Annotated in this window: 22 protein-coding genes and 1 pseudogene; 14 read left to right on the top strand and 9 right to left on the bottom strand. The window is 73.5% G+C overall.

The features are described 5' to 3' along the window. Positions 1-11: 11 nt before the first annotated feature. The 5 genes from DEH69_RS05725 to iolC all read right to left on the bottom strand — a co-directional run bounded on the left by DEH69_RS05725 (position 12) and on the right by iolC (position 6351). Positions 12-1508 (bottom strand): CoA-acylating methylmalonate-semialdehyde dehydrogenase, encoded by a 1497-nt coding sequence (locus tag DEH69_RS05725; protein ID WP_113685777.1) that lies wholly within the window; start codon positions 1506-1508, stop codon positions 12-14. Between the two features lie 62 nt (positions 1509-1570). After that, entirely contained in the window at positions 1571-3487 is a 1917-nt protein-coding gene (iolD, locus tag DEH69_RS05720; protein WP_113685776.1) for a 3D-(3,5/4)-trihydroxycyclohexane-1,2-dione acylhydrolase (decyclizing), read from the bottom strand. Then, the gene (iolB, locus tag DEH69_RS05715) at positions 3484-4377 is read right to left on the bottom strand and encodes a 5-deoxy-glucuronate isomerase (protein WP_113685775.1); all 894 of its coding nucleotides are present in this window, start codon (positions 4375-4377) and stop codon (positions 3484-3486) included. Before iolB ends, iolD begins: the two co-directional genes overlap by 4 nt. Before the next feature lie 85 nt (positions 4378-4462). Further along, on the bottom strand, positions 4463-5362 hold the full coding sequence (locus tag DEH69_RS05710) for a deoxyribose-phosphate aldolase (RefSeq protein ID WP_113685774.1): 900 nt from the start codon (positions 5360-5362) through the stop codon (positions 4463-4465). Next, positions 5359-6351, bottom strand: a complete 993-nt coding sequence (gene iolC, locus DEH69_RS05705; protein ID WP_113685773.1) for a 5-dehydro-2-deoxygluconokinase — start codon at positions 6349-6351, stop codon at positions 5359-5361. The genes DEH69_RS05710 and iolC overlap by 4 nt, the downstream gene beginning before the upstream one ends. A 168-nt stretch (positions 6352-6519) precedes the next feature. Here iolC and DEH69_RS05700 point away from each other — a divergent pair. The 6 genes and pseudogenes from DEH69_RS05700 to DEH69_RS05675 form a co-directional block, all read left to right on the top strand. Further along, positions 6520-7170, top strand: a pseudogene (locus DEH69_RS05700) (substrate-binding domain-containing protein); the annotation flags it as partial. Between the two features lie 97 nt (positions 7171-7267). Then, positions 7268-8155: a sugar phosphate isomerase/epimerase gene (locus tag DEH69_RS05695; protein ID WP_113685771.1), complete on the top strand. Its 888-nt coding sequence runs from the start codon at positions 7268-7270 to the stop codon at positions 8153-8155. Positions 8156-8236: 81 nt separating this feature from the next. After that, positions 8237-9265 carry a Gfo/Idh/MocA family protein gene (locus tag DEH69_RS05690; protein ID WP_113685770.1) on the top strand — a complete coding sequence of 343 codons (1029 nt, stop codon included), beginning with the start codon at positions 8237-8239 and terminating at the stop codon, positions 9263-9265. A gap of 4 nt (positions 9266-9269) precedes the next feature. Next, positions 9270-10013 (top strand): GntR family transcriptional regulator, encoded by a 744-nt coding sequence (locus tag DEH69_RS05685; protein WP_113685769.1) that lies wholly within the window; start codon positions 9270-9272, stop codon positions 10011-10013. A 45-nt stretch (positions 10014-10058) separates the two neighbouring features. Then, the gene (locus tag DEH69_RS05680) at positions 10059-10313 is read left to right on the top strand and encodes a type II toxin-antitoxin system Phd/YefM family antitoxin (protein WP_113685768.1); all 255 of its coding nucleotides are present in this window, start codon (positions 10059-10061) and stop codon (positions 10311-10313) included. After that, a complete protein-coding gene (locus DEH69_RS05675; RefSeq protein ID WP_113685767.1) occupies positions 10310-10561 on the top strand; it encodes a type II toxin-antitoxin system RelE/ParE family toxin in 252 nt (83 codons plus the stop codon). Before DEH69_RS05680 ends, DEH69_RS05675 begins: the two co-directional genes overlap by 4 nt. On the opposite strand, the gene DEH69_RS32400 is transcribed toward DEH69_RS05675, so the two are convergent. Beyond that, on the bottom strand, positions 10524-10802 hold the full coding sequence (locus DEH69_RS32400) for a type II toxin-antitoxin system VapB family antitoxin (RefSeq protein ID WP_258534464.1): 279 nt from the start codon (positions 10800-10802) through the stop codon (positions 10524-10526). The two genes, DEH69_RS05675 and DEH69_RS32400, sit on opposite strands and share 38 nt — an antisense overlap. Positions 10803-11010: 208 nt before the next feature. Between DEH69_RS32400 and DEH69_RS05665 the strand changes: the two genes are divergently transcribed. Then, positions 11011-11265: a TOBE domain-containing protein gene (locus tag DEH69_RS05665; RefSeq protein ID WP_181727279.1), complete on the top strand. Its 255-nt coding sequence runs from the start codon at positions 11011-11013 to the stop codon at positions 11263-11265. Here DEH69_RS05665 and nhaA read toward each other — a convergent pair. The 3 genes from nhaA to DEH69_RS05650 form a co-directional block, all read right to left on the bottom strand. Beyond that, the gene (nhaA, locus tag DEH69_RS05660; RefSeq protein WP_113685765.1) at positions 11238-12593 is read right to left on the bottom strand and encodes a Na+/H+ antiporter NhaA; all 1356 of its coding nucleotides are present in this window, start codon (positions 12591-12593) and stop codon (positions 11238-11240) included. The genes DEH69_RS05665 and nhaA overlap by 28 nt on opposite strands. 152 nt (positions 12594-12745) lie before the next feature. Beyond that, positions 12746-13279, bottom strand: a complete 534-nt coding sequence (locus tag DEH69_RS05655; protein WP_181727278.1) for an NAD-binding protein — start codon at positions 13277-13279, stop codon at positions 12746-12748. 258 nt (positions 13280-13537) lie between these two features. Then, positions 13538-13837, bottom strand: coding sequence for a WXG100 family type VII secretion target (locus tag DEH69_RS05650; protein ID WP_113685763.1), 300 nt, complete (start codon positions 13835-13837; stop codon positions 13538-13540). Between the two features lie 303 nt (positions 13838-14140). Between DEH69_RS05650 and DEH69_RS05645 the strand changes: the two genes are divergently transcribed. The 7 genes from DEH69_RS05645 to DEH69_RS05615 all read left to right on the top strand — a co-directional run bounded on the left by DEH69_RS05645 (position 14141) and on the right by DEH69_RS05615 (position 24066). Next, positions 14141-18673 carry an FtsK/SpoIIIE domain-containing protein gene (locus DEH69_RS05645; protein ID WP_113685762.1) on the top strand — a complete coding sequence of 1511 codons (4533 nt, stop codon included), beginning with the start codon at positions 14141-14143 and terminating at the stop codon, positions 18671-18673. A gap of 192 nt (positions 18674-18865) precedes the next feature. Next, positions 18866-19258, top strand: coding sequence for a helix-turn-helix transcriptional regulator (locus tag DEH69_RS05640; RefSeq protein ID WP_113685761.1), 393 nt, complete (start codon positions 18866-18868; stop codon positions 19256-19258). Between the two features lie 10 nt (positions 19259-19268). Beyond that, the gene (locus DEH69_RS05635) at positions 19269-19679 is read left to right on the top strand and encodes a VOC family protein (RefSeq protein ID WP_113685872.1); all 411 of its coding nucleotides are present in this window, start codon (positions 19269-19271) and stop codon (positions 19677-19679) included. 232 nt (positions 19680-19911) lie between these two features. After that, complete coding sequence (locus DEH69_RS05630) at positions 19912-20850, top strand: hypothetical protein (protein WP_147255445.1); 939 nt, start codon at positions 19912-19914, stop codon at positions 20848-20850. 180 nt (positions 20851-21030) lie between these two features. Beyond that, on the top strand, positions 21031-21723 hold the full coding sequence (locus DEH69_RS05625; protein ID WP_309302760.1) for a hypothetical protein: 693 nt from the start codon (positions 21031-21033) through the stop codon (positions 21721-21723). 19 nt (positions 21724-21742) lie between these two features. Continuing rightward, positions 21743-22768 (top strand): DUF3824 domain-containing protein, encoded by a 1026-nt coding sequence (locus DEH69_RS05620; RefSeq protein WP_258534463.1) that lies wholly within the window; start codon positions 21743-21745, stop codon positions 22766-22768. Beyond that, on the top strand, positions 22765-24066 hold the full coding sequence (locus DEH69_RS05615) for a CpaF family protein (RefSeq protein WP_113685758.1): 1302 nt from the start codon (positions 22765-22767) through the stop codon (positions 24064-24066). Before DEH69_RS05620 ends, DEH69_RS05615 begins: the two co-directional genes overlap by 4 nt. Positions 24067-24072 lie beyond the last annotated feature (6 nt).

Below are 24072 nucleotides of genomic sequence, written 5' to 3'. Positions count from 1 at the left end.
GCGGGGGGCGTTCAGCCGTTGCGCGGGAAGCCCAGGTCCACGCCCCGGTCGGCGGGGTCGGGCCAGCGCGTGGTGACGACCTTGCCGCGCGTGCAGAAGCGCACGCCGTCGGTGCCGTAGATGTGGTGGTCGCCGAAGAGCGAGTCCTTCCAGCCGCCGAACGAGTGGTACCCGACCGGGACGGGGATGGGCACGTTGACCCCCACCATCCCCGCGGCGACCTCGAGTTGGAAGCGGCGGGCCGCGCCGCCGTCCCGCGTGAAGACGGCCGCGCCGTTGCCCCAGGGCGAGGCGTTGATCAGCGTCAGCGCCTCGTCGTACGAGCCCGCGCGCACGACGCACAGCACCGGGCCGAAGATCTCGTCGCGGTAGGCGGCCATCCCCGGCGTCACGCGGTCGAGCAGCGAGACGCCAAGGAAGAAGCCGCCCTCGTGGCCCGCCACCGTGTACCCCGTGCCGTCGACCCGCACATCGGCGCCCTGCTCGCGCGCGCCGCGCACATACCCCGCGACGGAGTCCCTGTGCTCCGCGGTGATCAACGGGCCCATCTCGGACGCCGGGTCGGTCCCCGGGCCCACCCGCACCGCCGCCGCGCGCTCGGCGAGCCGCGCCACCAGCGCGTCGCCGGTCTCCTCGCCCACCGCCACCACGACCGAGACGGCCATGCACCGCTCGCCCGCCGAGCCATAGGCGGCGCTGATCGCGGCGTCGGCGGCCACGTCCAGGTCGGCGTCGGGGAGCACGAGCATGTGGTTCTTGGCGCCGCCGAGCGCCTGCACGCGCTTGCCGTGCTCGACCGCGGCCCGCTGGACCGCGCGCGCCACGGGCGTCGACCCGACAAAGCTCACCGCGGCCACGTCGGGGTGGGCGAGCAGCCGGTCGACGGCCTCGCGGTCGCCGTTGACGACGTTGAGCACGCCGTCGGGGAACCCGGCCTCGGCCGCGAGCTCGCCCAGGCGAAGGCCGGCCGATGGGTCCTTCTCGCTCGGCTTGAGCACGAACGCGTTCCCGCACGCGAGCGCCACGGGGAACATCCACAGCGGCACCATCGCGGGGAAGTTGAACGGCGTGATGCCCGCGACCACGCCGAGCGGCTGCCGGATCGAGGCCACGTCCACGCCCGTGGAGACCTCGGTCGACAGCTCGCCCTTGAGCTTTTCCGGGATGCCGCAGGCGAGTTCGACGATCTCGAGGCCGCGCGCCACCTCGCCGAGCGCGTCGCCGTGCACCTTGCCGTGCTCCGCGGTGATCAGAGCGGCGAGCTCGTCGCGGTGCGCGAGCAGCAGCTCGCGGTAGCGGAACAGCAGCGCGGTGCGGCGGGCGAGCGACGCGTGCGCCCACGTCCGCGCCGCCTCCCTCGCCGCCGCGACCGCGCGATCCACCTCGGCGGCGTCGGCCAGCGCCACGCGCGAGCGCTGCTCGCCGGTCGCCGGGTCCCACACCGGGCCGAACCGCCCGGAGGCGCCCTCGACGGCCTTGTTGTCGATGAAGTGGCCGATGGTCCTCATGTGAATGCTGACCTCTCTCGCGGTGGTGGGCTCGCGGTGTCGGACGTGGGCTCGCGGCCCGGTCACAGGTGGCGGCGGCGGCCCGCCGCGGCCCGCTCGTAGGCCGCGCGGGCCGTGCGCGCCTCCGGGCGGGTGGCGGTCTCGGCCACCGGCACGTCCCACCACGCGTGCGCGGGCGGGGCGGTCGGCGCCGGGTCGGTCTCAACGTAGACGCAACTGGGCCGTTCCTCCGCGCGCGCCGCCTCAAGCGCGGCGCGCAGGTCCGCCCATGTGCCGGCCCGGTGGACGGAGAGCCCGAGCGAGGCGGCGTTGGCGGCCAGGTCGACCGGGAGCGGGTCGCCCGTGTAGGAGCCGTCGGGCGCCCTGAACCGGTAGGCGGTGCCGAAGCCCTCCGCGCCCGTCTCGCGCGAAAGGCCGCCGATGGACGCATAGCCATGGTTCTGGACCAGGACCAGATTGATGTTGATCCCTTCCTGAACGGCCGTGACCAGTTCGGTGGGCATCATGAGATACGTGCCATCCCCGACGAGCGCCCACACGGTCCGGTCGGGCGCGGCGAGGCGCACGCCGATCGCGGCGGGGATCTCATAGCCCATGCACGAGTAGCCGTACTCCAGGTGGTACTGGCGCCGGGAGCGGGCGCGCCACAGCTTGTGCAGGTCGCCCGGCATCGACCCGGCCGCGTTGATCACCACGTCGTCGTCGCCGACGACCGCGTCGAGGGCGCCGATCACCTGCGTCTGCGTGGGCCGCGCCCCGGGGTCGCCTGGCACGAACGCGGCCGTGGTGACCCGTTCCCAGCTCTCCTTGCCCGCCCGGTAGCGCGCGGCGTACGCGGGGGCGACCCGGTGCCCCGCCAGCGCCTCCGCCAGCGCGTCAAGGCCCGCGCGGGCGTCGCAGAGCAGGGGCAGCGCGCCCATCTTGTGCGCGTCGCGCGCGGCGATCGACAGGCTGACGAACCGCACGCCGGGGTCGGCGAAGAGCGTGCCCGAGGCCGTGGTGAAGTCCGTGAAGCGCGTGCCCACGCCGATCACCAGGTCCGCCTCGCGGGCCAGATCGTCGGCCACGGCCGTCCCGGTGTGCCCGATGCCGCCGACCTCGCACGGGTGGTCGTGGCGCAGCGCGCCCTTGCCCGCCTGCGTGCAGGCGACCGGGATGCCGGTGGCCTCGGCGAGCGCGCGCAGCGACTCCTCCGCCTCGCTGTGGTGCACCCCGCCGCCCGCGACGATCAGCGGGCGGCGCGCGGCCCGCACCGCCTCGGCCGCGGCGGCGAGCGCGGCGGCGTCGGGCGCGGGGCGCGGCACGCGCCACACGCGGGGCGCGAGGAACGCCTCAGGCCAGTCGAACGCCTCAGCCTGCACGTCCTGCGGCAGCGCCAGCGTCACCGCGCCCGTCTCGGCCGGGTCGGCGAGCACGCGCATCGCCTCCAACGCGGCGGGGATCAGCGCCTCGGGCCGCGTGACGCGGTCGAACCAGCGGCTCACCGGGCGCAGCGCGTCGTTGACCGACACATCGCCCGCGCCCGGGTGTTCGAGCTGCTGGAGCACGGGGTCTGCGGGGCGGGTGGCGAACGTGTCGCCTGGCAGCAGCAGGACGGGCAGCCGGTTGACGGTCGCGAGCGCGGCGCCGGTGACGAGGTTGGTCGCGCCAGGGCCGATGGAGGTGGTGACGGCCTGGGCGCTCAGCCGGTCGCGCTGGCGGGCGAATCCGACGGCGGCGTGCACCATGGCCTGCTCGTTGCGGCCCTGGAGGAACGGCAGCTCGGCGCCCGGGCCCTGGCCCGCCTCGACCAGGGCCTGGCCGATCCCGGCGACGTTGCCATGGCCGAAGACGCCCCAGCACGCGTGGATCAGCCGGTGCCGCCGCCCGTCGCGCTCGGTGTACTGGCGGGCGAGGAAGCGGACCAGGGCCTGGGCGACGGTGAGTCGGGTGGCCGGATTCCTGCCCTGGGTCTGCGGCGTGTTCGGCGGAGTGGTCAACGCGGTACCTCCGGCGGGGAGTTGTACAGCGGAAGCCTGGGGTCGGCGCGCTCGTCGTCCCAACGGGCCCTGATCCAGGCGTGGTCGGGGTGGTCGGTGATGAGCCAGGCCCGGTCGGCGCCGGGCCCGGCCATCACATTGAGGTAGTACATGTCGTGCCCGGGCGCGGCGATGGACGGGCCGTGCCAGCCGTCGGGGATCACCACGGCGTCCCCCGTGCGGACTTCGGCGAGGAGCCCCTCTCCCGCGCCCGCCCTCGACGGGGTGACGCGTTGGTAACCGACGCCGTCCGCCGCGGGGTTGGCCTGGGCGCCCGCGATCTCGTAGTAGTAGATCTCCTCCAGGTCCGACTCCTCGCCGGGCCGCGCCTCGTCGTGCTTGTGCGGGGGATAGGAGGACCAGTTGCCGCCGGGGGTGAGCACCTCGACCGCGATGAGGCGGTCGGCGGCGAACGCGTCGGCGGCGGCGAAGTTGTTGACCTGCCGTGAGCACGAGCCCGCGCCGCGCAGCTCGACGCCGACGCCGGAGGCCGGGCCGTGGCGAGCCGCCAGGCGCGTGGTGCAGCGGGCGCCGCACAGCGCGAACCGCCCGCCTCCCTCGGACGCCACGGTGACCGTGGCGTCCCTCGGCACATAGGCGAAGTCGCTCACGCCCGTGAACACATCGGCGCGCCCGGCGAGTTGGAGCGTCGCCCCATCCACGGTCACGGCGCACGCCCCGGCCAGCGGCAGCACGATCCACTCGCTGTCGCCCGTGGCGAACGTGTGCCGCCCACCGGGCGAGAGCGGCAGCACGCGCAGCGAGGCGTGGTCCAAGGGGGCCCGCCCTGGGGAGATGTCAAGCGTGTAGGGGCCGTTGCCCGCGGTCCCCGCGGGGAGATGGGTGCTCACGATGCCCTGCCCTTCAGCGGTGGTCCCAGGGGTCGTCCCCGTGGTCGTCCCCCTGGTCGTTCCCGTGGTCGTTCCAGGGGGCATCTCAGGGGCCACCGATCAGTCCGACGGCGGCGTCCACGGCCTTTCTGACGTCGCCGTCCGCCGGGTAGAGCAGCGAGCGGCCCACCACGAGGCCCACGACGGTGGGGAGTTCGAGGGCGCGCCGCCAGCGGGCGAAGGTGGCGCCCTCGTCGCCGCGCACGTCGCCGCCCAGCAGCACGACGGGCAACGTCGTGGCGGCCAGGGCGCGTTCCATCGCGTCGGGGTCGGCGGTGACGGGCACCTTGAGCCACGTGTACGCGGACGTGCCGCCCAGGCCGGAGGCGATGGCGAGCGAGGTGGCCACCGCCTCGGGGCTCAGGTCGTTGACCAGCCGCCCTTCCACCCGGTGGCACAGGAACGGCTCGACGAAGACCGGGAGCCGGCGCGCGGCCATGTCGTCGATCGCGCGGGCGGCGGCGTGCAGCGTGGTGAGCGACCCCGGGTCGGAGCGGTCGATCCGCAGCAGCAGCTTGCCCGCGTCGAGGCCCCACCGTTCGATGTCCTGGGCGCGGTGGCCCGTGAAGCGGTCGTCCAGCTCGAACGCCGCTCCCGCGAGGCCGCCCCTGTTCATCGACCCGACCGCGACCCGGTCGTCCAACGCGCCGAGCAGCAGCAGGTCTTCGAGGATGTCCGCGGTGCCGAGCACCCCGTCGACGCCGGGCCGTGAGAGCGCGAGGGTGAGCCGCCCGAGCAGGTCGGCCCTGTCGCCCATGGCGAGGGGGTCGCCGCCCACGGCGAGCGCGCCGCGCGCGGGGTGGTCGGCGGCGATGATCAGCACCCGGCCGCCCGGACCCACCAGGGGCCTGCGCCGCCGCAGCGCCGCCGCCTCGGCGATGGCCTCGGGGCGCCGGGCGCGCGTCCCGGCGAGCCCCGCCGCGTCTATGCTCGGCGCCCGGCTCAACGCGCCACCCCCGCACCGCCGTCGGGGCCGCCCCGCGCGGCGAGCAGGGTCTCGACCTCGCTCGGGTAGGGCATCGCGGACGAGCAGGCGAGGCGGCCCGCGACCAGGGCACCCGCGGCGTTGGCGTACCGCATCGTGCGCCCAGGCGGCCAGCCCGCGAGCAGCCCGTGCACCAGCGCTCCGCCGAACGCGTCGCCCGCGCCGAGCCCGTTGACCACATCGACGGGGTGCGCCGGGACCTCGGCCGCCGTGCCGTCGCGGTGCAGCGCGAGCACGCCGTCCCCGCCCCGCTTGACGACGGCGAGATCGACCCCCGCGGCGAGCAACGCCTCGGCGCACGCCAGGGGTTCGCGTTCCCCGGTGGCGGCGGCGCACTCGTCGACGTTCCCGACCGCGACCGTGGCGTGGGCCAGCGCGGCCTCGTAGTGCGGGCGGGCCGCCTCGGGCGCGCCATCGGGCCAGAACATCGGCCGCCAGTCCAGGTCGAAGACCGTCACCGCGCCGCCGCCCCTGGGCCGCGCCGCGAGCGCGGCCAGCGTGGCGCTGCGGCTCGGCTCCTGGCACAGACCCGTCCCCGTCGCCCAGAAGACGCGCGAGGACGCGATCGCCGCCAGGTCCAACTCCTCGGTGCGGATGACCAGATCGGGCGCGGTGGGCAGCCGGTAGAAGTACAGCGGGAAGTGGTCGGGCGGGAACACCTCGCAGAAGGTGACGGGCGTCGGATACGCGGGCACCTCGCTCACCCAGCGGTCGTCCACGCCGAACTCCCGCAGCGCGTCATGGCAGTACACGCCGAACGGGTCGGCCCCCGTGCGGCTGATGACGGCCGCGCTGCGGCCCAACCTGGCCGCGGCGACGGCCACGTTGGTGGGTGAGCCGCCGAGGAATTTCCCGAATGTCTCCACGCGCGGCAGTGGCACACCGGTCTGGAGCGGGTAGATGTCAACGCCGATGCGTCCCATGGTGATCAGGTCCAGTGGTCCGGCCATACCTCACAGGTGTAGGCCCGGAGGGATCACCTGTCAATATATTGTCCTGACAAAGGATTGACACGTCGCGCGGCCGGGAGTTCGCTGCCGGTCAGCAGTGCCGCCCGGCCTCGACCCCCGATCTCTCACAGCCCCCCCGACTTCTCACAGCGAAGTGAGGTACCCGACGTGAAACGCGCCCATCGCACCGCCCTCGCGGCCCTGGTGGCCGCGGGCGCCCTGCTCACCGCCGGCTGCTCAAGCGACTCCGGGGGCAGGGCGGCCCAGGAACGCGCGGAGGAGGGCGAGGCCGGACAGGCCAGCACCCCCCGGATGACGGTCGCGCTGATCACCCATGGGGCGCCGGGCGACACCTTCTGGGACACCGTCCGCGAGGGCGCCGAGACGGCCGCGCACAAGAGCAACGCCGAGCTGATCTACGCGAGCGACCCCAGCGTCTCGGGCCAGGCCAACCTCGTCCAGAACGCCATCGACCAGGACGTGGGCGGCATAGCCGTCTCGCTGGCCAACCCCGAGGGGCTGTCGGGCGCGATCGCGCAGGCGCGGGAGGCCGGGATCCCGGTCGTCGGCCTCAACTCCGGCGTGGACGCCTGGCGCGGCCTCGACCTGCTGTCCTTCTTCGGCCAGGACGAGGTCGTCTCGGGCCGGGCGTTCGGCGAGCGGCTCAACGAGATCGGTGCCGAGCACACCGTGTGCGTCATCCACGAGCAGGGCAACGTCGGGCACGAGGCCCGCTGCGCCGGGGTCGCCGAGACCTTCCAAGGCGAGACCGAGGTGCTGTATGTCGAGGGCGCGGACATGCCGTCGGTCCGCTCCACGAATCGCCCTGGCGGCGATCCGCCTTTCCCCGCCCTGCTCCGCGGGAGCTTCGTTTCCTCCCCGGCCTGAAGGCCGGAGTATCCACGAAGGAGACCAGATGACGATCCGTGTCGGCTCAGCACCCGACTCCTGGGGTGTGTGGTTCCCCGACGACCCCCAGCAGGTCCCCTGGGAGCGCTTCCTCGACGAGGTCTCCGAGGCCGGGTACTCGTGGATCGAGCTCGGCCCCTACGGCTATCTGCCCACCGACCCCGCCCAGTTGGGCGCCGAGCTGGCCGCGAGGGGGCTGCGCGTCTCCGCTGGCACCGTCTTCACCGCCCTGCACCACGGGCCCGCGGTGTGGGAGTCCGCGTGGGAGCACGTCTCCCGCGTCGCCGCGCTCACGCGCGCCATGAACGCCGAACACCTCGTGGTCATACCCGAGTTCTGGCGCGACCCGGCGACGGGCGAGGAGACCGAGCCCGGGCACCTCGGGCCCACCCAGTTCGCCCACCTCGTCAGCGGCATGGACCGCCTCGGCCGCCGGCTGCGCGAGGAGCACGGCCTCACCATGGTCGTCCACCCGCACGCCGACACCCACATCGCCACCGAGGAGAACGTCGCCCGCTTCCTGCACGCCACCGACCCCGGGGCCGTCAGCCTGTGCCTCGACACCGGCCACTACGCCTACTGCGGCGGCGACAACCTCGAGCTCATCCAGAGCTTCGGCGAACGCATCGGCTATCTCCACCTCAAGCAGGTCGACCCCGCAGTCCTCGCCCAAGTCCACGAGCAGCGGCTGCCGTTCGGGCCCGCCGTGCGGCGCGGCGTGATGTGCGAGCCGCCCGAGGGGATCCCCGCGCTGCCGCCGATCCTGGACGCGGCCACATCGCTCGGCGTGGACCTCTTCGCCATCGTCGAGCAGGACATGTACCCCTGCCCGCCCGACCGCCCCCTGCCCATCGCCCGCCGCACCCGCCGCTTCCTGGCGTCCTGCGGCGCCTGACGCCCGCACGGGCACGCGAGCACCACGGGCACGCCAGCACCACACGTACCACGTACCACCGCACAGCGAGGAGTCGTATCCATGACCACCACAGCCGCCGCTGAGCTCGGCGTGGCCGTCATCGGCGCGGGCAGCATGGGCGCCGACCACGTCCGCCGCATCGACCGGCTGATCAGCGGCGCCAGGGTCGCCGCCGTCGCCGATGTCGATGGCGACCGCGCGGCGGCCCTGGCCGATGGCATCGACGGCTGCTCCGCGCACACGGACCCGGGCGCGGCCATCGCCGCGCCCGGGGTCGGTGCCGTCCTGATCGCCTCGCCCGGCCCCGCCCATGAGGAGACCCTGCTCATGGCGCTCGAACGCGATCTGCCGATCCTGTGCGAGAAGCCCATGACGCCGGACGCGGCGGGCGCCCTGCGGGTGGCCGAGGCCGAGGAGAAGCTGGGCCACCGGCGCGTGCAGGTCGGCTTCATGCGCCGCTACGACGCCGAGTACCTGCGTCTCGCCAGGCTGCTCGCCGACCGGGAGCTCGGCCGCCCGCTGCTGCTGCACTGCCGCCACCGCAACGTCTCCGTCCCGCCCTACTTCACCGACGCCCACCTCGTCAACGACTCCGTCTCCCACGAGTTCGACGCGGCCCGCTGGCTGCTCGGCCAGGAGATCACCGCGGTCCGCGTGCACAGGCCCGCGGCCGGGTCCGCCCCCGAAGGGGGCCTGAACGACCCGCAGTTGGTGGTCTTCGAGACCGACGGCGGCGTGCTCGTGGACGTCGAGATCTTCGGCAACTGCGGCTTTGGCTACCAGGTACAGGCCGAGGCCGTGTGCGAGCGCGGCACCGCGCGGATCGGCGAGGCGCACGGCCTGACGACCAACGCGGCCGGGCGCTGGGGCGGTTCGATCGACCAGGGCTATCTGAGCCGCTTCGCCGACGCCTACGACCGCGAGGTGCGGGCGTGGGTGGACGCGACGCGGCGCGGTCAGACCACGGGCCCCGGCGTGTGGGACGGCTACGCGGTGGCCGCGGCCTGCGAGGCGGGGGTGGAAGCGCAGCGCACCGGGCGGCGGGTGGCGGTGGAGATGGCGGAACGGCCGCCGTTCTACCGGCGATAGGGTCATGGCCGTGGACGCGCAGTTCAGCATCGACCGCACCAGCCCGGTGCCGTTGTACTTCCAGCTCTCTCAACAGCTCGAAGCGGCCATCGAACAGGGGGAGTTGCTGCCCGGCACGCTGCTGGTGAACGAGATCGACCTCGCGGGCCGCCTCGGGCTCTCGCGCCCGACGGTCCGTCAGGCGATCCAGGCGCTGGTGGATAAGGGGCTGCTGGTGAGGCGCCGCGGCGTGGGCACCCAGGTTGTGCACAGCCAGGTGCGGCGGCCGCTGGAGCTGAGCAGCCTCTACGACGACCTCGCGGCGGCCGGGCAGCGCCCCGGCACCCGCGTCATCGACCTCGGCACCGTCCCCGCGCCGCCCGAGGTGGCGGCGGCCCTCGGCGTCGGCGAGGGCAGCGAGGTCCAGCGCATCGAACGCCTGCGCCTCACCCATGGCGACCCGCTGGCGTTCCTGCGGAACTACCTCCCGCCGGGGCTCCCCGCCTTCACCCGCGCCGACCTGGAGTCCACGGGCCTCTACCGCCTTATCCGCGCGGGCGGCGTCACGCTGCACAGCGCGAGCCAGTCGATAGGCGCCCGCGCGGCCACCGCCGACGAGGCGACGCTGCTGTCCGAGCCCTCGGGCGCCCCCCTGCTGAGCATGCGCCGCACGGCGTTCGACGACACGGGCCGCGCGGTGGAATACGCCACCCACCTCTACCGCGCGTCGCGCTACACGTTCGAGCTGCGCCTGCTGATGCGCTCATGAGGCCTTGACCGCCTTGCGGCGGTACAGGAGTGTACAGTTCTCGACATGAGTGACATCTATGGGATGACCGAGGCCCGTGCGAAGTTCGGCACGTTGGTGCGGCGCGCCGCTCACTCTCACGAGCGCATCACCATCACGGACCATGGGCACCCGGCCGCCGTACTGATCAACGCGCAGGACCTCGCGGACCTGGAGGACGCCTTGGCCGTCGCCGAGTATCGGCAGCGGGTGGCGGACGGCACGGCCGTGTTCATCCCTCACGAGGAAGTCCGCAGGCGGCTCGGGCTGGAAGCCGGGTGAGCCACGAGATCATCTGGGAGGAAGCCGCACTCAATTCGGCGGCGGGCTTCCTCAAGACCGATCCGGACGAGCTGGCCCAACTCCTCGTCTCGGTCGACGCGCTCGCCGACGATCCGCGACCCCAGGGGAGCTTCCCGTATGGCTCGGAGGCATTGAGGCGCATGCGCGTCGGCAGGTTCCGCGTCCTCTACGAGGTCGTCGACAGCACCGTCACCATTCTGATCCTGCACCTCGGGCGCACCCCTTGACCCCAGCCGGGCCGACCGCGGGATCGGCCCGGGGGCCGCGTGACGTTCCGTCGGTGAGGTAGGTGTCGAAGTCTCCTCGATCCGCCATCTCGCCCAGGCGCTCCAGCGCTCTCGCCCGCCGCAGGCGCAGCGCGGCGGCGCGGAGCGCCGCGTTGACCGTGTCGCTCGCCGTCCTCGTCCCGAGCGCCAGGGCCGCGTCCGCCAACGCCGCGCTGTCGATGTCCACCAGCAGTTCGCTCATCGGGGATTCTCCTGTCCCGTAGGGACCGCTGTGGTCCGTCACCGCCGATATCCGGCGTGCCGGAGGGCTTCGCGCCGGGGGCTCTGGCGGGTAACTCCCGATCACGAACCCGCTGCACGGCGAGGCCCGCGCGGGCGGCCGGGTCGCCGTCGGCCCTGCCGAGCTGCCTGGCCCCCCCGGCGCCGGGGCGCTCGCCCCGGGCGACGCGGTGGTCTACGGGGTGCGGCCCGAGTATCTGGCGTATGCCGCCGCGCCCGCCAAGGGCGCGCTCTCCGGCGATGTCACCGTCGTCGAGAACCTGGCCAGCGCCCAACTCGTTACCCTCGAAGGGGAGTCGGGGACCGCGCAGGTCGTGGTCGCCGAGGACGCCGAGGACGCCGAGGACGCGCCCGGCACCACCGCGTGGGCGGTGCCGCGCCCCGACCGCGTCCTGCCCTACCGCGAGGGCGCGCTTGTCTCCTGACCTCCGGGGCCGCCGTCCCCGTCGCCGTCCCCGTCCCCGTCCCCGTCGCTGTTCCCGTCGCCGTCCCCGCCGCCCGCCGCGGTCCTCAGGTGGCGGCGCCCGCGCGCGAGCAGCACGACCGAGGCGGCCGCCGCCGAGCACAGCGACCCGGCGAGCACCGCCGCCTTGACCTGCTCCTCGAGCACCGGGGCGTCGGCGAACGACAGCTCGGTGATCAGCAGCGACACCGTGAACCCGATGCCCGCGAGCAGCGCGCCGCCGAACACGTCGGGCCAGGTCAGCGACGGGCTCAGCCGGGCGCGGGTGAAGCGCGCCACCAGATAGGTGGTGCCGAGGACACCGATCACCTTGCCGAGCAGCAGCCCGAGCGCGGCGCCCAGCGGCTCGGGCTCGCTCACGAGCGAGGACAGCGTGTCGCCCGAGACGGGCACGCCCGCCGCGAAGAGCGCGAACAGCGGCACCGCGATGCCAGCGGAGTAGGGGTGGACCAGGTGCCCGACGCGTTCGGCGGGGGACTCCTTCTCCAGCGGGCCAGGCACGCTGCGCAGCAGCATGCCCATGGCCACCCCCGCGATGGTGGCGTGGATGCCGCTGTTGGCCATCAGCACCCAGATGGCGAGCGCGAGCGGCACATACACGTACCAGGCGCCGTGCCAGCCGCGGATGCCCCTGTGGTGCAGCAGATGGAAGAGGACGAGCCCGGCGACGGCCCCGGCCAGCGCCCACAGGTCGAGGCCCGCGGTGAAGAAGATGGCGATGACGATGATCGCGATGAGGTCGTCCACCACGGCGAGGGTCAGCAGGAACACCCGCAGCGCGGACGGCAGATGGCGGCCCACCACCGCGAGGACGCCGAGCGCGAACGCGATGTCGGTGGCCATCGGCACGGCCCAGCCGCCCTGGTCGCCCCCGCCCACGCCGTTGACCGCGACATAGATGAGCGCGGGCACGGCCATGCCGCCGATCGCGGCGACCACGGGCAGCACGGCCGTGTCGAAGCGGCGCAGCTCCCCGGCGACCAGCTCGCGTTTGAGCTCGATCCCCGCGACGAAGAAGAAGACGGCGAGCAGCCCGTCCGAGGCCCAGTGGCCCACGGAGAGGTCGAGCCCGAGCGCAGGGATCGCCAGGTGGTGGTCGCGGACGTCGGCGTAGGTGTCGTCGAGCGGCGAGTTCGCCAGAACGAGGGCGACGGCGGCGGCGATCAGCAGGAGCAGCCCGCCCGAGACCTCAAGGCGAAGGAACTCGGCGACCGTTCTGCGGTTGCGCTCCTCATCGGCCTTCGGGTCGCCCGGCGGGCGCGGGAACGACAGGGAGTCCTGGGAAGTCATGGTGGCGGGCCTTTCAGCGGGTATGGGCAGGTCGCGTCACATCGCCGACCAGACTTCCCGGCACACCACGGCGGCGGACCCCTGCCCTGTCCCGTCCTGCTGGTCGGGGCGAGCGGCCCGCGCCGGTCCTGACACCGTACCCCGGGGATTCTTTACGCGTCGTTGACGCCGAGCGTCGCGGTGATCACATCGCCCAGCGCGGTCGCGTCGGAGGCGTCCACCGGGCGGGCGCCCAGGCGGCGCGCCAGCGTCGCGCGGTGCGCGCCTGGGGCGTGCACCCACACATCCGGAATGCCTCCCTCCACCAGCTCGGAGGCGACCACGAGCCCCGCGAGCCCGCCCGCGCCTAGGGCGACGACGGCGCGGGGGAAGGTGCGGGGGAACGCGCCGGGGAGCGCGCCGTGCCCCGCGAGCCCGAGCCGTTCGCGCTCCCCCGGGTCGGTGACGTCGGCCACGGCCACGCGCGCGAGCGTGGCCCGTCGGGCGGAAACGGCCTGCTCGTCGGCGTCGACGCCGAGCACATCCAGGCCCCGCCGCGTCAGCTCGTCGGCCAGAGCCCCGCCGCGTCCGCCGAGCCCGATCACCGCGACGCGCCGGTCCTGCGCGCCCGGCGCGCCACGTCGCCGCGCGCCCTCGGTGAGTCCTCGGGCGCGGGTGCGGCGCAGCGCGTGCAGGGGAGTGGCCATGGCTCCATCCTCTCTCGGTCCCTGGCTGCCACGGGGGCCGCACACGATGCGCCCCATCGGCACGGCATTCGCCCCGGATTCTCACGTGCGAACGGCCCCTTCCGCCGCGAGGCGGCCGACTCCGAGGCTGCCGATTCCGAGGCGGCCGTATGCGATGCGGCCGAAAAGGCCCTTGAGGAAACGCCCTTGAACAGCCGAAAGGGCGGCGCCCGGCGCGCGGATCGCGCCCTGGCACCGCCCCGCGGCGGATGCGGGGGGTCAGCCGCCCCGGATGGAGCTCTCCAGACCCGTGTCGGTGTCCTCCATGGCCTGGGCGGCGGTCTTCAGGAAGTTGCCCATGCCCTGGAGGCCCTCGAGGACCTTCTTGGCGCCCTGGGTGAACTCCCGGTAGGACTCGTCGAAGGCGCCGGAGGAACGCGAGGTCGTGTAACCGGCTGCCAGCAGGCCATCGATGTACGACTGAAGCTCGTCGAGCTTCTGGTCCATCAGCTCGTACTCGGAGATGAGCCGATCGCCCGCCTCCCGCATGTCGTCATATGTGACGTCGATATCCGCCATGACGATTCCCCTCCTCAGGTAGGGCGGAGGGTCATCCCCCCGCTGGTGTCCGGCCGGTGTGGGCGCCGGGGTCCCGCGTGTGGCGGCGCCACAGGCAGTCAGCCTACGTCCACGAATGCACGGGACGGTACCCCAGGTCAAGAGGGCGTGAAGCACCCGTCCCGAGCGCCTTGGCGACACCTAGGACGCTGGGCTCCGATGTGCGGTTGCACCTTCTCCCACACCCGTTGTCACGCACACGCAAGATGCGATTATGGTCATGTCCAGCGAAGCACGTTGCTGTGTCACAACGGGAGGAAGAGCGTGCGCCTGACCCTCACAGTCGTCGACCCGGTCGGGGGGCACCGGGCCGACACCGTGGTCGATGCCGCCCCCGAGACGCAGGTCGGCGACCTCGCCCCTGAGTTCGTCCGCTCCGTCGGCGGCGGGTACGGGGACCAGGGGCCCTCGGCCCACCTGTTCGTGAGCGGCGAGTACCTCGATCCCTCGCTCACCCTCGCCCAGTCGCCGCTGCGCGAGGGCGCCGTCGTGAGCCTGCACAACCCCAGCGGCTGCTGGCCAGGCGAGCCGAGCGGCGTCATCGAGTTCCGCGTGGTCGGCGGCCCGGGCGCGGGCGCCGTGCACCGGCTCGGCGTCGGCAAGGTCGAGATAGGCAACGGGCAGCAGGTCCACATCCGCGTGGACGACCCCACGCTGCCCGAGCGCGCGATGACGCTGCGCGTCGCCGCCGACGGCACCTGCAAGGTGACCGTCTACAGCGAGTCCCAGCCGACGATCGACGGCGAGCCCTTCAGCCACACCGAGGGCGACCGTTCCGACTGGAAGCTCGGCAAGCAACTGGCCGTCGGCGACTCGCTGTTCGAGCTGACCCCCTACTTCCCCCCGGACGCCGCGCTCAAGGTGTCCGAGGACGGCGCGGGCCTCGACTACAACAGGCCGCCGCGGCTCCTGCCGCCCGAGCGGCAGACCAAGTTCATCCTCCCCAAGCCACCGGGCGACCGCGAACGCCGCCCGATCCCCTGGCTGATGGCCATCCTCCCGGTGGTCGGCGCGGTCGCGATGGCCAGCATCACGGGCCGCTGGATCTTCCTGATGATGGCGTTTATGAGCCCGCTCATGCTGCTGTCCAACTACTTCATGGACAAGAAGCGCGGGCGCGTCTCGCACGCCAAGCGGGTCGAGGAGTACAACGAGCGCAAGGCCCGCATCGAGAAGGACGCGCGCGACGCGCTGATCGCCGAGCGGTTCGCCCGCCGCCACGCCGCCCCCGACCCGGCCACCGTGCTCAACCAGGCCACGGGCCCCCGCACCCGCCTGTGGGAGCGCCGCCGCACCGACGAGGACCACCTGCTGATCCGCGTGGGCACCGTGCAGCTCGACTCCGAGGTCGTCCTCACCGACCCCCAGCAGGACGAGCACAAGCGGCAGGTCTTCTGGAAGATCGCCGACGCCCCCGTGACGCTGCCCCTGCGTACCCTCGGCGTCATCGGCTTCGCTGGCCCGGGCGACACCGCGAGGGCGCTCGCGCGCTGGAGCGTCAGCCAGATCTCGGTGCTGCACAGCCCGGTCGACGTGCAGTTCTTTCTGCTGACCGACGGCTCTGGCCAGTACAGCTGGGACTGGATGCGCTGGCTGCCGCACACCACCCCGGGGCCCGAGCACGAGGTCAACGCGCTCGTCGGCACCGACGCCGAGACCATCGGCGCCCGCGTCGCCGAGCTGACCGCGACGCTCGACGCGCGGCAGAAGGCGGCCAAGGAGGCCAGGGCGCAGAACGCCACGTTCAAGGACCCCGACATCGTCGTCATCTTCGACGGCTCGCGCCGGATGCGTTCGCTGCCCGGCGTCATCCGCCTGCTGCGCGAGGGCCCCGCGTCCTCCATCCACGCCCTGTGCCTCGACGACGAGGAGCGCTTCCTGCCGGGCGAGTGCCAGGCCGTCGTCATCGCCGAGCCCAACCCCGACCGCCCCGCGCACGGCGGCCCCGCGCGCAACCCCGGGTACGCCACCGGCTTCCACACCTTCCTCGCCGTGCCGGGCGGCGCGGCGCCAGGCGCCGTGGCGGGCGCCGCGCCCACGCTGGCCGCCGACCGGCTGCGCGTGGAGCAGACCGGCGCGTGGCGCATCAGGGGCGTGCGCCCCGACTGGGTCAGGCCCGAGTGGTGCGAGCTGCTGTCCCGCGCGCTCTCCCCGATCCGCGACATCAGCGGCGAGTCCGAGGACGCGGCGCTGCCATCGGCCAGCCGCCTGCTCGACGTGATCGAGATGGAGCCGCCGACCGCGGGGGCGATCGCCGCCCGCTGGCGGCTTGGCGGCCAGTCCACCGAGGCCGTCATCGGCGAGTCCTACGACGGCGCCTTCGCCATCGACATGCGCCGCGACGGCCCGCACGGCCTGATCGCGGGCACGACGGGGTCCGGCAAGTCGGAGCTGCTCCAGACGATCGTCGCGTCGCTCGCGGTGGCCAACACCCCGGAGAACATGACGTTCGTCCTCGTCGACTACAAGGGCGGCTCGGCGTTCAAGGACTGCGTCCAACTCCCGCACACCGTCGGCATGGTGACGGACCTCGACAACCACCTGGTGGAGCGGGCCCTCCAGTCGCTCGGCGCCGAGCTGACCCGCCGTGAGCACATCCTCGCCGAGGTCGGCGCCAAGGACATCGAGGACTACCAGGACCTCATCAGGCGCAATCCAGGTCGCCTGACGCCGATGCCCCGACTCCTCATCGTCATCGACGAGTTCGCCTCGATGGTGCGCGAGCTGCCCGACTTCGTGAAGGGCCTGGTCAACATCGCGCAGCGGGGCCGCTCCCTCGGCATCCACCTGCTGCTCGCCACCCAGCGCCCCAGCGGCGTCGTCTCGCCCGAGATCCGCGCCAACACCAACCTCCGCATCGCGCTGCGCGTCACCGACGCCAGCGAGTCGTCCGACGTCATCAACGCGCCCGACGCGGGCTTCATCGCCAAGTCGACGCCGGGCCGCGCGTTCGTCAGGCTCGGGCACTCCTCGCTCGTGCCGTTCCAGTCGGGCCGCGTCGGCGGCCGCAGGCCGGGCGCCGTCGACCCGGCCGTCGCCAGGCCGTGGACGGGCGTCCTGGAGTGGAACGACCTGGGCAGGGGCAAGCTCAAGCGGCCCCCGGGGCAGAAGTCCGAGGAGGAGGAGATCACCGACCTCAAGGTGCTGGTGGACTCCATCATCGAGGCGGACCGGCAGCTCGGCTTCGCCAAGCAGCACAGCCCGTGGCTGCCCGCGCTGCCCGAGCAGGTGCTGCTGCGCGACCTCGAACACCCGGTCCCGCTCGGCGCGTTGCCCGCCGCCCCCTATGGCGTCGAGGACCTGCCGGTGCAGCAGGCGAGGCGCTCGGTCGCGGTGGACTTCAAGTCGTTCAGCCACATGATCGTCGCGGGCACCGCGCGCAGCGGCCGCTCCCAGCTGCTGCGCACGATCGCGGGCTCGCTCTCCTGGATCCACTCCGCGGCCGATGTCCACATCTACGGCGTGGACTGCGGCAACGGCGCGCTCAACGCGTTGACCAAGCTCCCCAACTGCGGCGCGGTCGTCAACCGGAACCAGACCGAGCGCGTCCGCCGCCTGATCCGCCGCCTGCGCGCGGAGCTGGACCGGCGCCAGGAGGTGCTGGGCAACGACGCGCTGGCCGACATCGGCGAGCAGCGCGCCGCCGCGGCGAACCCCGAGGACCGGCTGCCGCACATCGTGGTGATGATCGACCGCTGGGAGGGCTGGGTCTCCACCCTCGGCGAGATCGACCACGGCGCGCTGACCGACGAGATCTATGTCATCCTCCGCGAGGGCGCGAGCGTCGGCATCCACCTGGTGATCACGGGCGACCGCTCGGTGCTCTCGGGCCGCATCGCCGCGCTCACCGAGGAGCGTTACACGCTGCGGCTCTCCGACCGCGCCGACTACTCGCACATCGGCATGCCCGCGCGGAAGGTCCCCGAGGAGATCCCCGACGGGCGCATGTACCGGAACCAGGTGCTCACCGAGATCCAGATCGCGGTGCTCGCCGAGGAGCTGTCCGGCCAGGCGCAGGCCGCGGCCCTCGGGGCGATCGGCGACTGGGCGACGCAGCGGGACGCGGCGGTGCCGCGCGCGAAGCGGCCGTTCCGCGTGGATGTGCTGCCCAGCCGCCTGACGTTCGCGGACGCGTGGGAGATGCGCGACCCGGAGGCGTCCGAGTCCCGCCTGTGGGGCCTGATCGGCGTCGGCGGCGACGAGCTGATGGGCTACGGGCCCGACCTGGCCAAGGGCGCCCCGGTGTTCATCGTGGGCGGCCCCGCGAAGTCGGGCCGTTCCACGGTGCTGACGATGCTGGCCAAGTCCTACCTGGCCCAGGGCGTCCGCATCGTGATCGCGGCCCCGCGCCCCTCGCCGCTGCGCGACCTGGCGGGCCAGCCCGGCGTGATCAACGTCTTCACCGGCGACGACCTGTCCGAGGACCAGGTGCGCGAGTCGATGAGCGACGCGTCGCTCGAGAACCCCATCGTGTTCGTGATCGACGACGGCGAGGACCTGCGGCGCTGCGACGGCGGCGACGAGCTGAAGAACATCGTGACGAAGGGCGCCGAGCTGGGCCAGTACATGGTGCTCGGCGGCGACGAGGCGGACCTGTGCACGGGCTTCTCGGGCTGGCAGGTCGACGCGAAGAAGGCGCGCCGCGGCGTGCTCCTGTCCCCGTCGAGCCACCGCGTGGGCGAGCTGGTGGGCGTGAAGCTGCCGCGCAGCGCGGCGGTCGAGCAGCCCACCCCAGGCCGCGCGATCCTGCACCTGGGCGACGGAGTCCCCTTCACGGTCACGACCCCGGCCCCGTAACGGCGGCCAGGGCACGACGCCCCTCGCGACACCCCTCGCCGGGGAGGCGAGGGGGGCGGTGGCGCGGCACTAGCGCGGCCAGTAACGCGGCGGTGCGACGAACGGATCGACGAGATCGAAGCGGTGCGTGCCACCGGGGTTCAGTCCCTTGATGTGGACGAGGATGTCGGTGGCGGGGGCGATACTGGGTGGGTGGAGATCGAGGACCTGGTGCGGTTGCGGCGGGCGCGGGATCGGATGGACCGGGATTACGCCCAGCCGCTGGATGTCCCGACGCTGGCCCGCGACGCGCTCATGTCGCCCGGCCACTTCTCGCGCGCCTTCCGCGCGGCGTTCGGCGAGAGCCCGTACCAGCACCTCATGACGCGGCGCGTCGAGCGGGCCAAGGCCCTGCTGCGGCGGGGCGATCTGTCGGTCACCGAGGTCTGCATGGCCGTGGGCGCCACGTCGCTGGGCTCGTTCAGCAGCCGGTTCACGGAGCTGGTGGGCGAGTCGCCCAGCGCCTACCGGGCCCGCGACCACTCGGCGGCGGCCGCCATTCCGCCCTGCGTGGTCAAGAACGCCACGCGACCGGTCCGGACATAGTGTGACCGACATGGACATCACGCTGTCGCAGTGCTTTATCTCTGTGAACGACCATGACGCGGCGCTCGCCTTCTACCGCGACGGTCTCGGCCTCGAGGTCCGCAACGACGTGGTCTTCGAGGACATGCGCTGGGTCACCGTGGGCTCCCCTGCCCAGCCGGACGTGGACATCGTGCTGGAGCCCCCCGGCGTGAACGTCGGCGCGTCGCCCAAGGACCGGCGCGTGATGGCCGAGCTGCTGGCCAAGGGCGTGCTGCGCGGCGTGATCTTCGCGACGGACGACTGCGACGCGACGTTCGACCGCGTCGCGCGCATCGGCGGCGAGGTGGTCCAGGAGCCGATGGACCAGCCCTACGGGGTCCGCGACTGCGCGTTCCGCGACCCCGCGGGAAACCTCCTGCGCTTCGCGCAGCGGCGTTAGGCCCCGCGAGGTGACGCGGGCGCCCCGGTCATCCGGGCGCGCCCGCCCGCCCGTTGGGGCGGGGACCGGCCGGTGTGGCGCTTGAAGGGGACCGCGCTTGAAGGGGACCGCGCTTGAAGGGGACGGCGCTTGAAGGGGACGGCGCTTGAAAGGACTCGGCACTGTTCCAAGTCGGTAGCAGTGCCATGGATCGCGTGGTGCCATGGCGCGGGGCGGCCCTACCGTCGTTCGCATGACATCGGACGACAACCCCTACCTGCGACCCGGGTACCACTCCGCGCCGACCCAGCCGAGCGGCTTCGGTCCCGTAGGGTCGCGGCCGCCGACCGGTGGGCGGGGGCCGGGGAGGCGGTCGGTTATCCTCGTCGCCGCCCTGACGGCGCTGTGCGTCGCCGCTCTCGCGGTCGGGGCGTGGCTGTTCTTCGGCGGCGCCGACGACGAGGGCGATCCGGTCGCCGAGCCGAGCGCGAGCCAGAGCGCGACCCCGAGCGCCGAGCCGGACCCGTCGGATGAGCCGTCCGCCGCGCCCGACGACCCGCGTGGCTCGGTGTTTGAGACCCCTGACCCCGTCGTGGGGCCCGACTGGCAGGTGCAGACCAACACCACGCGCCTCAACGCGTTCGACGTGCCGCCCGACGGATGGAACGTCGGCGGCAACGACTTCGTCGTCGGCTACGAGATCCTGGCGGAGGGCGAGGAGAGCGACGGCATCCCGGACATCGCCGTCTCGGGGACCGCGCTCTACCAGGAGGGCTGGTGCCCCGAGGACGACGACGGGCTGAGCTTCCGCGCGATGGCGGGGACCAGGAGCGCGCAGGGCCCCGGGTACACCTCGACGGAGGAGTCGGCCGTCACCGAGGCCGACGCGTGGGCGGTCGCCGCCTTCGACCAGACCGAGCGGGGCGACATCCAGGTGTCTCAGGCCGAGCCGTTCGAGAGCGCGCACGGCCTGGTCGGGCACACCGCCACCGCCACCGTCACGGGCGCCCCCGACAACCCGAGGGACGCGTGCGGGACGAGCGAAGGGCGCGTCGTCACCGTCTCCTATGTGACCGGCGACGGCGACCAGGCCACCTGGGTCCTGGTCGCCGACACCGGGCACCCCGAGGCGCTGGACGACGCCGTGATCGAGAGCATGATGAGCAGCCTGCGCCACCTCCAGGAGGGGTGATGCGCTGGAATCCGGCCATTGAAGGCGGTCAGAAGTGGCTGATAAGTTCGGGCGCGGCCGTTGCCACCCGGCCGCACGGGGGTCGACTCGGGGGTCGAGAAGAGTGAACGCATGAGGACTCAGGACCGCGCTTCAGCCGCGCGGACGTCCATGGCGGCAGGGCCCGTTCCTGGAGAGCGGTTGCCCACGCCGCCGCGCGAGCGCAGGCCCGCGCTCGCGGCGCTCGCCGCGCTGCTCGTGCTGGCGGGGGCGCTCGGCGCCACCGTGCTCGTGCTGCGCGCGGGCGACCGCGTCGAGGCCGTGCGGATCACCGAACGCGTGCCCGCGGGAGAGCGGATTCCCGAGTCGGCCATGGAGTCGGTGCTGGTCGCCGACGACTCCGCAGTGAACTATGTGCCGTGGGGCCAGCGTTCCCAGGTGGCCGATGACCTGCGGTCCGTCACGGACCTGGTGCCCGGCACCGTGCTCGTCGGCGAGATGCTCACCGGCGAGGCGTCGCTGCCGCAGGACGAGGTGCTGGTCGGCGTCTCGCTCCAACCCGGCCAGTACCCCTCGGGGTTGGAGGCGGGCGACGCCGTCGCCGCCTACTGGGTCGGCGACGACGAGGCGCCGGACTCGGGCTCGGACTCGGGCTCTGGCTCGGGCGATGAGGGCTCGGGCGATGAGGGCTCGGAGAGCGCTCCCCCGCCGATCGGCGACGACGTGATCGCGGACCGGGCCACCGTCGCCGCGGTGCACGGCGGCGACGGCGTCGGCGGCAACAGCGCGCTCCCCGTGACCCTGAGGGTCGGCGCCGACGCCGCCGCCGCCCTGACGCGCGCGGCGTCGAACGGCGAGGTGTCCCTCGTCATCGTCGCGCCCCCGGGCGAGTGAGCCGGGGAGGGGCAGACCCATGGCGTTGATCGCGCTGGCCGCCGACAAGGGCGCCCCGGGGGTCACCACCACGGCCGTGGCCCTGGCCGCGCTGTGGCCGCGCCGCGTGCTGCTGGCCGAGACCGACCCCGCGGGGGGCGACCTGGTGTACCGGTCGGTCGGCGAGGGCGGGCGGCCCCTCGACCCCGGCACGGGCATGCTGTCGCTGGCCGCGACGGCCCGACGGGGCATCGCCGCCGAGCAGTTGTGGGACCACGCGCAGCGCGTCTCGGGCGGGTTGGACGTGCTCGTGGGGCTGGCCGCCTCCGAGCAGGCGGGCGGCCTCACGGGCCAATGGGGCGCGCTGGGGCGGGCGTTCGCCGAGCTGGCGCAGTCCCCGCACCAGGACGCGGCGGCCGATGTGCTGGCCGACTGCGGGCGCCTCGACGCCGGTTCGCCGCTGCTCGCGCTGCTGCCGCACGCGGCGGTGCTGCTGCTGGTCAGCCGCGTGCGCCCCGAGAGCATCGCGCATGTCCGCGACCGCGCCGCCGCGTTGCGCGCCAAGCTGCACGGACAGGGGCGCGGCACCGCGCAGTTGGCGCTGCCGAGGATCGGCGTGCTGCTGATCGCCGACGCGCAGTCGGGCGGCCGGATCGCCGGGCAGGTCAACGAGATGCTGATCGCCTCGGGCAGCGGCTCGTCCGTCGTGGGGCTGATAGCCGAGGACGCCGTCGGCGCCGAGCAGTTGGCGGGGCGGCGGCGCGGGCGCCTGGACCGGTCGCTGCTGGTGCGCTCGGCCCGCAAGGTGGTCGCCGACCTGCACCAGACGTACCGCGCCGAGCTGGTGCCCGCCACCCCGCCCGCCGCCTACGACGGTCAAGGCCCGCGGTTCGGCCAGCCGTTCGGGCGGCCGCCCGCTCCGGGCCAGGCCCCGCCGCACTACGGGCCGCCGCACTATGGCCCGTCGCCCTATGGCCCGTCGCACGAGGCCCCGCCCAACTACGGTGCGCCAGCGCCGAGTGCGGGCCCGCAGACGCCGCACCACGGCCCCGGGGTCGCGGGATGAGCGAGGTCAACCACCAGCTGGTGAAGCGCCTTCGGCAGGAGGCGGGGGACCGCATCGCCGAGCAGCGGCGCATCGACCAGGCGAGCGGCGTGCGGCCGATGACGTCGGAGGACGAACGCCACTACGCGCGGGCCGTCATCGCCCAGGTGCTCGAGGAGTACGCGCGCGCCGAGATCGCCGATGGCAGAGCGCCGCTGGATGCGCGGGCCGAGGAGGGCTACGCGTCCGCCGTGCACGCCGCGCTGTTCGGGGTGGGGCGGCTCCAGCCGCTGCTCGACGACCCCGACGTCGAGAACATCGACGTCAACGGCTACGACCAGGTGTTCATCGGCTACGCCGACGGCCGCGAGGAGCGCGGCGCCCCCGTCGCCGAGAGCGACGAGGAGCTGGTCGAGCTGATCCAGATACTCGGCGCCTACTCGGGGCTCTCCTCCCGCCCCTTCGACTCCGCCAACCCCCAGCTGGACCTGCGGCTGCCCGACGGCTCGCGCCTCTCCGCGGTCATGGACGTCACGCGCCGCCCCGCGCTCTCCATCCGCCGCGCCCGCCTCGGCAAGGTGTTCCTCGCCGACCTGGTCGGCAACGGCACCCTCACCCCCGAGCTGGGGTCGTTTATGACCGCCGCCGTCAGGGCCCGCAAGAACATCATGATCGCCGGGGCCACCAACGCGGGAAAGACCACCCTGCTGCGGGCGTTGGCCAACGAGATTCCGGCCGACGAGCGGCTGATCACCGTCGAGCGCGCCCTGGAGCTCGGCCTTGACCAGTTCCCCGAACTCCACCCGAACGTCGTGGCGTTCGAGGAGCGGCTGCCCAACTCCGAGGGCCAGGGCGCCATCGGCATGGCCGAGCTGGTGCGCCGCTCGCTGCGCATGAACCCCTCGCGCGTCATTGTCGGTGAGGTGCTGGGCGACGAGATCGTCACCATGCTCAACGCCATGTCCCAGGGCAACGACGGCTCGCTCTCCACGATCCACGCCAACAGCTCGCAGGAGGTGTTCAACCGCATCTCCACCTATGCCCTCCAGGCCAGCGAGCGGCTGCCGATCGAGGCCAGCCAGATGCTCATCGCGGGCGCGGTCAATTTCGTCGTCTTCATCGAGCGGCGCAACACCTACGCCCAGGGCGGCCGCCTGCGGCGCTTCGTCTCCTCGGTCCGCGAGGTCAACGGCGTGGACGGGCGCGTGCTCTCCAGCGAGGTGTTCGCCGAGGGCGCGGACGGCATGACCAGGGCGCACGCCGCCCTGTCGTGCGCCGACGAGCTGGCGCAGTACGGCTACCGCGGCGGCTGGGGGTGAGCGGCC

The organism is Streptomyces sp. PT12 (assembly GCF_003311645.1).
Classification (GTDB): Bacteria; Actinomycetota; Actinomycetes; order Streptomycetales; family Streptomycetaceae; genus Streptomyces.
This window is presented reverse-complemented; position numbering and strand designations above follow the sequence as displayed.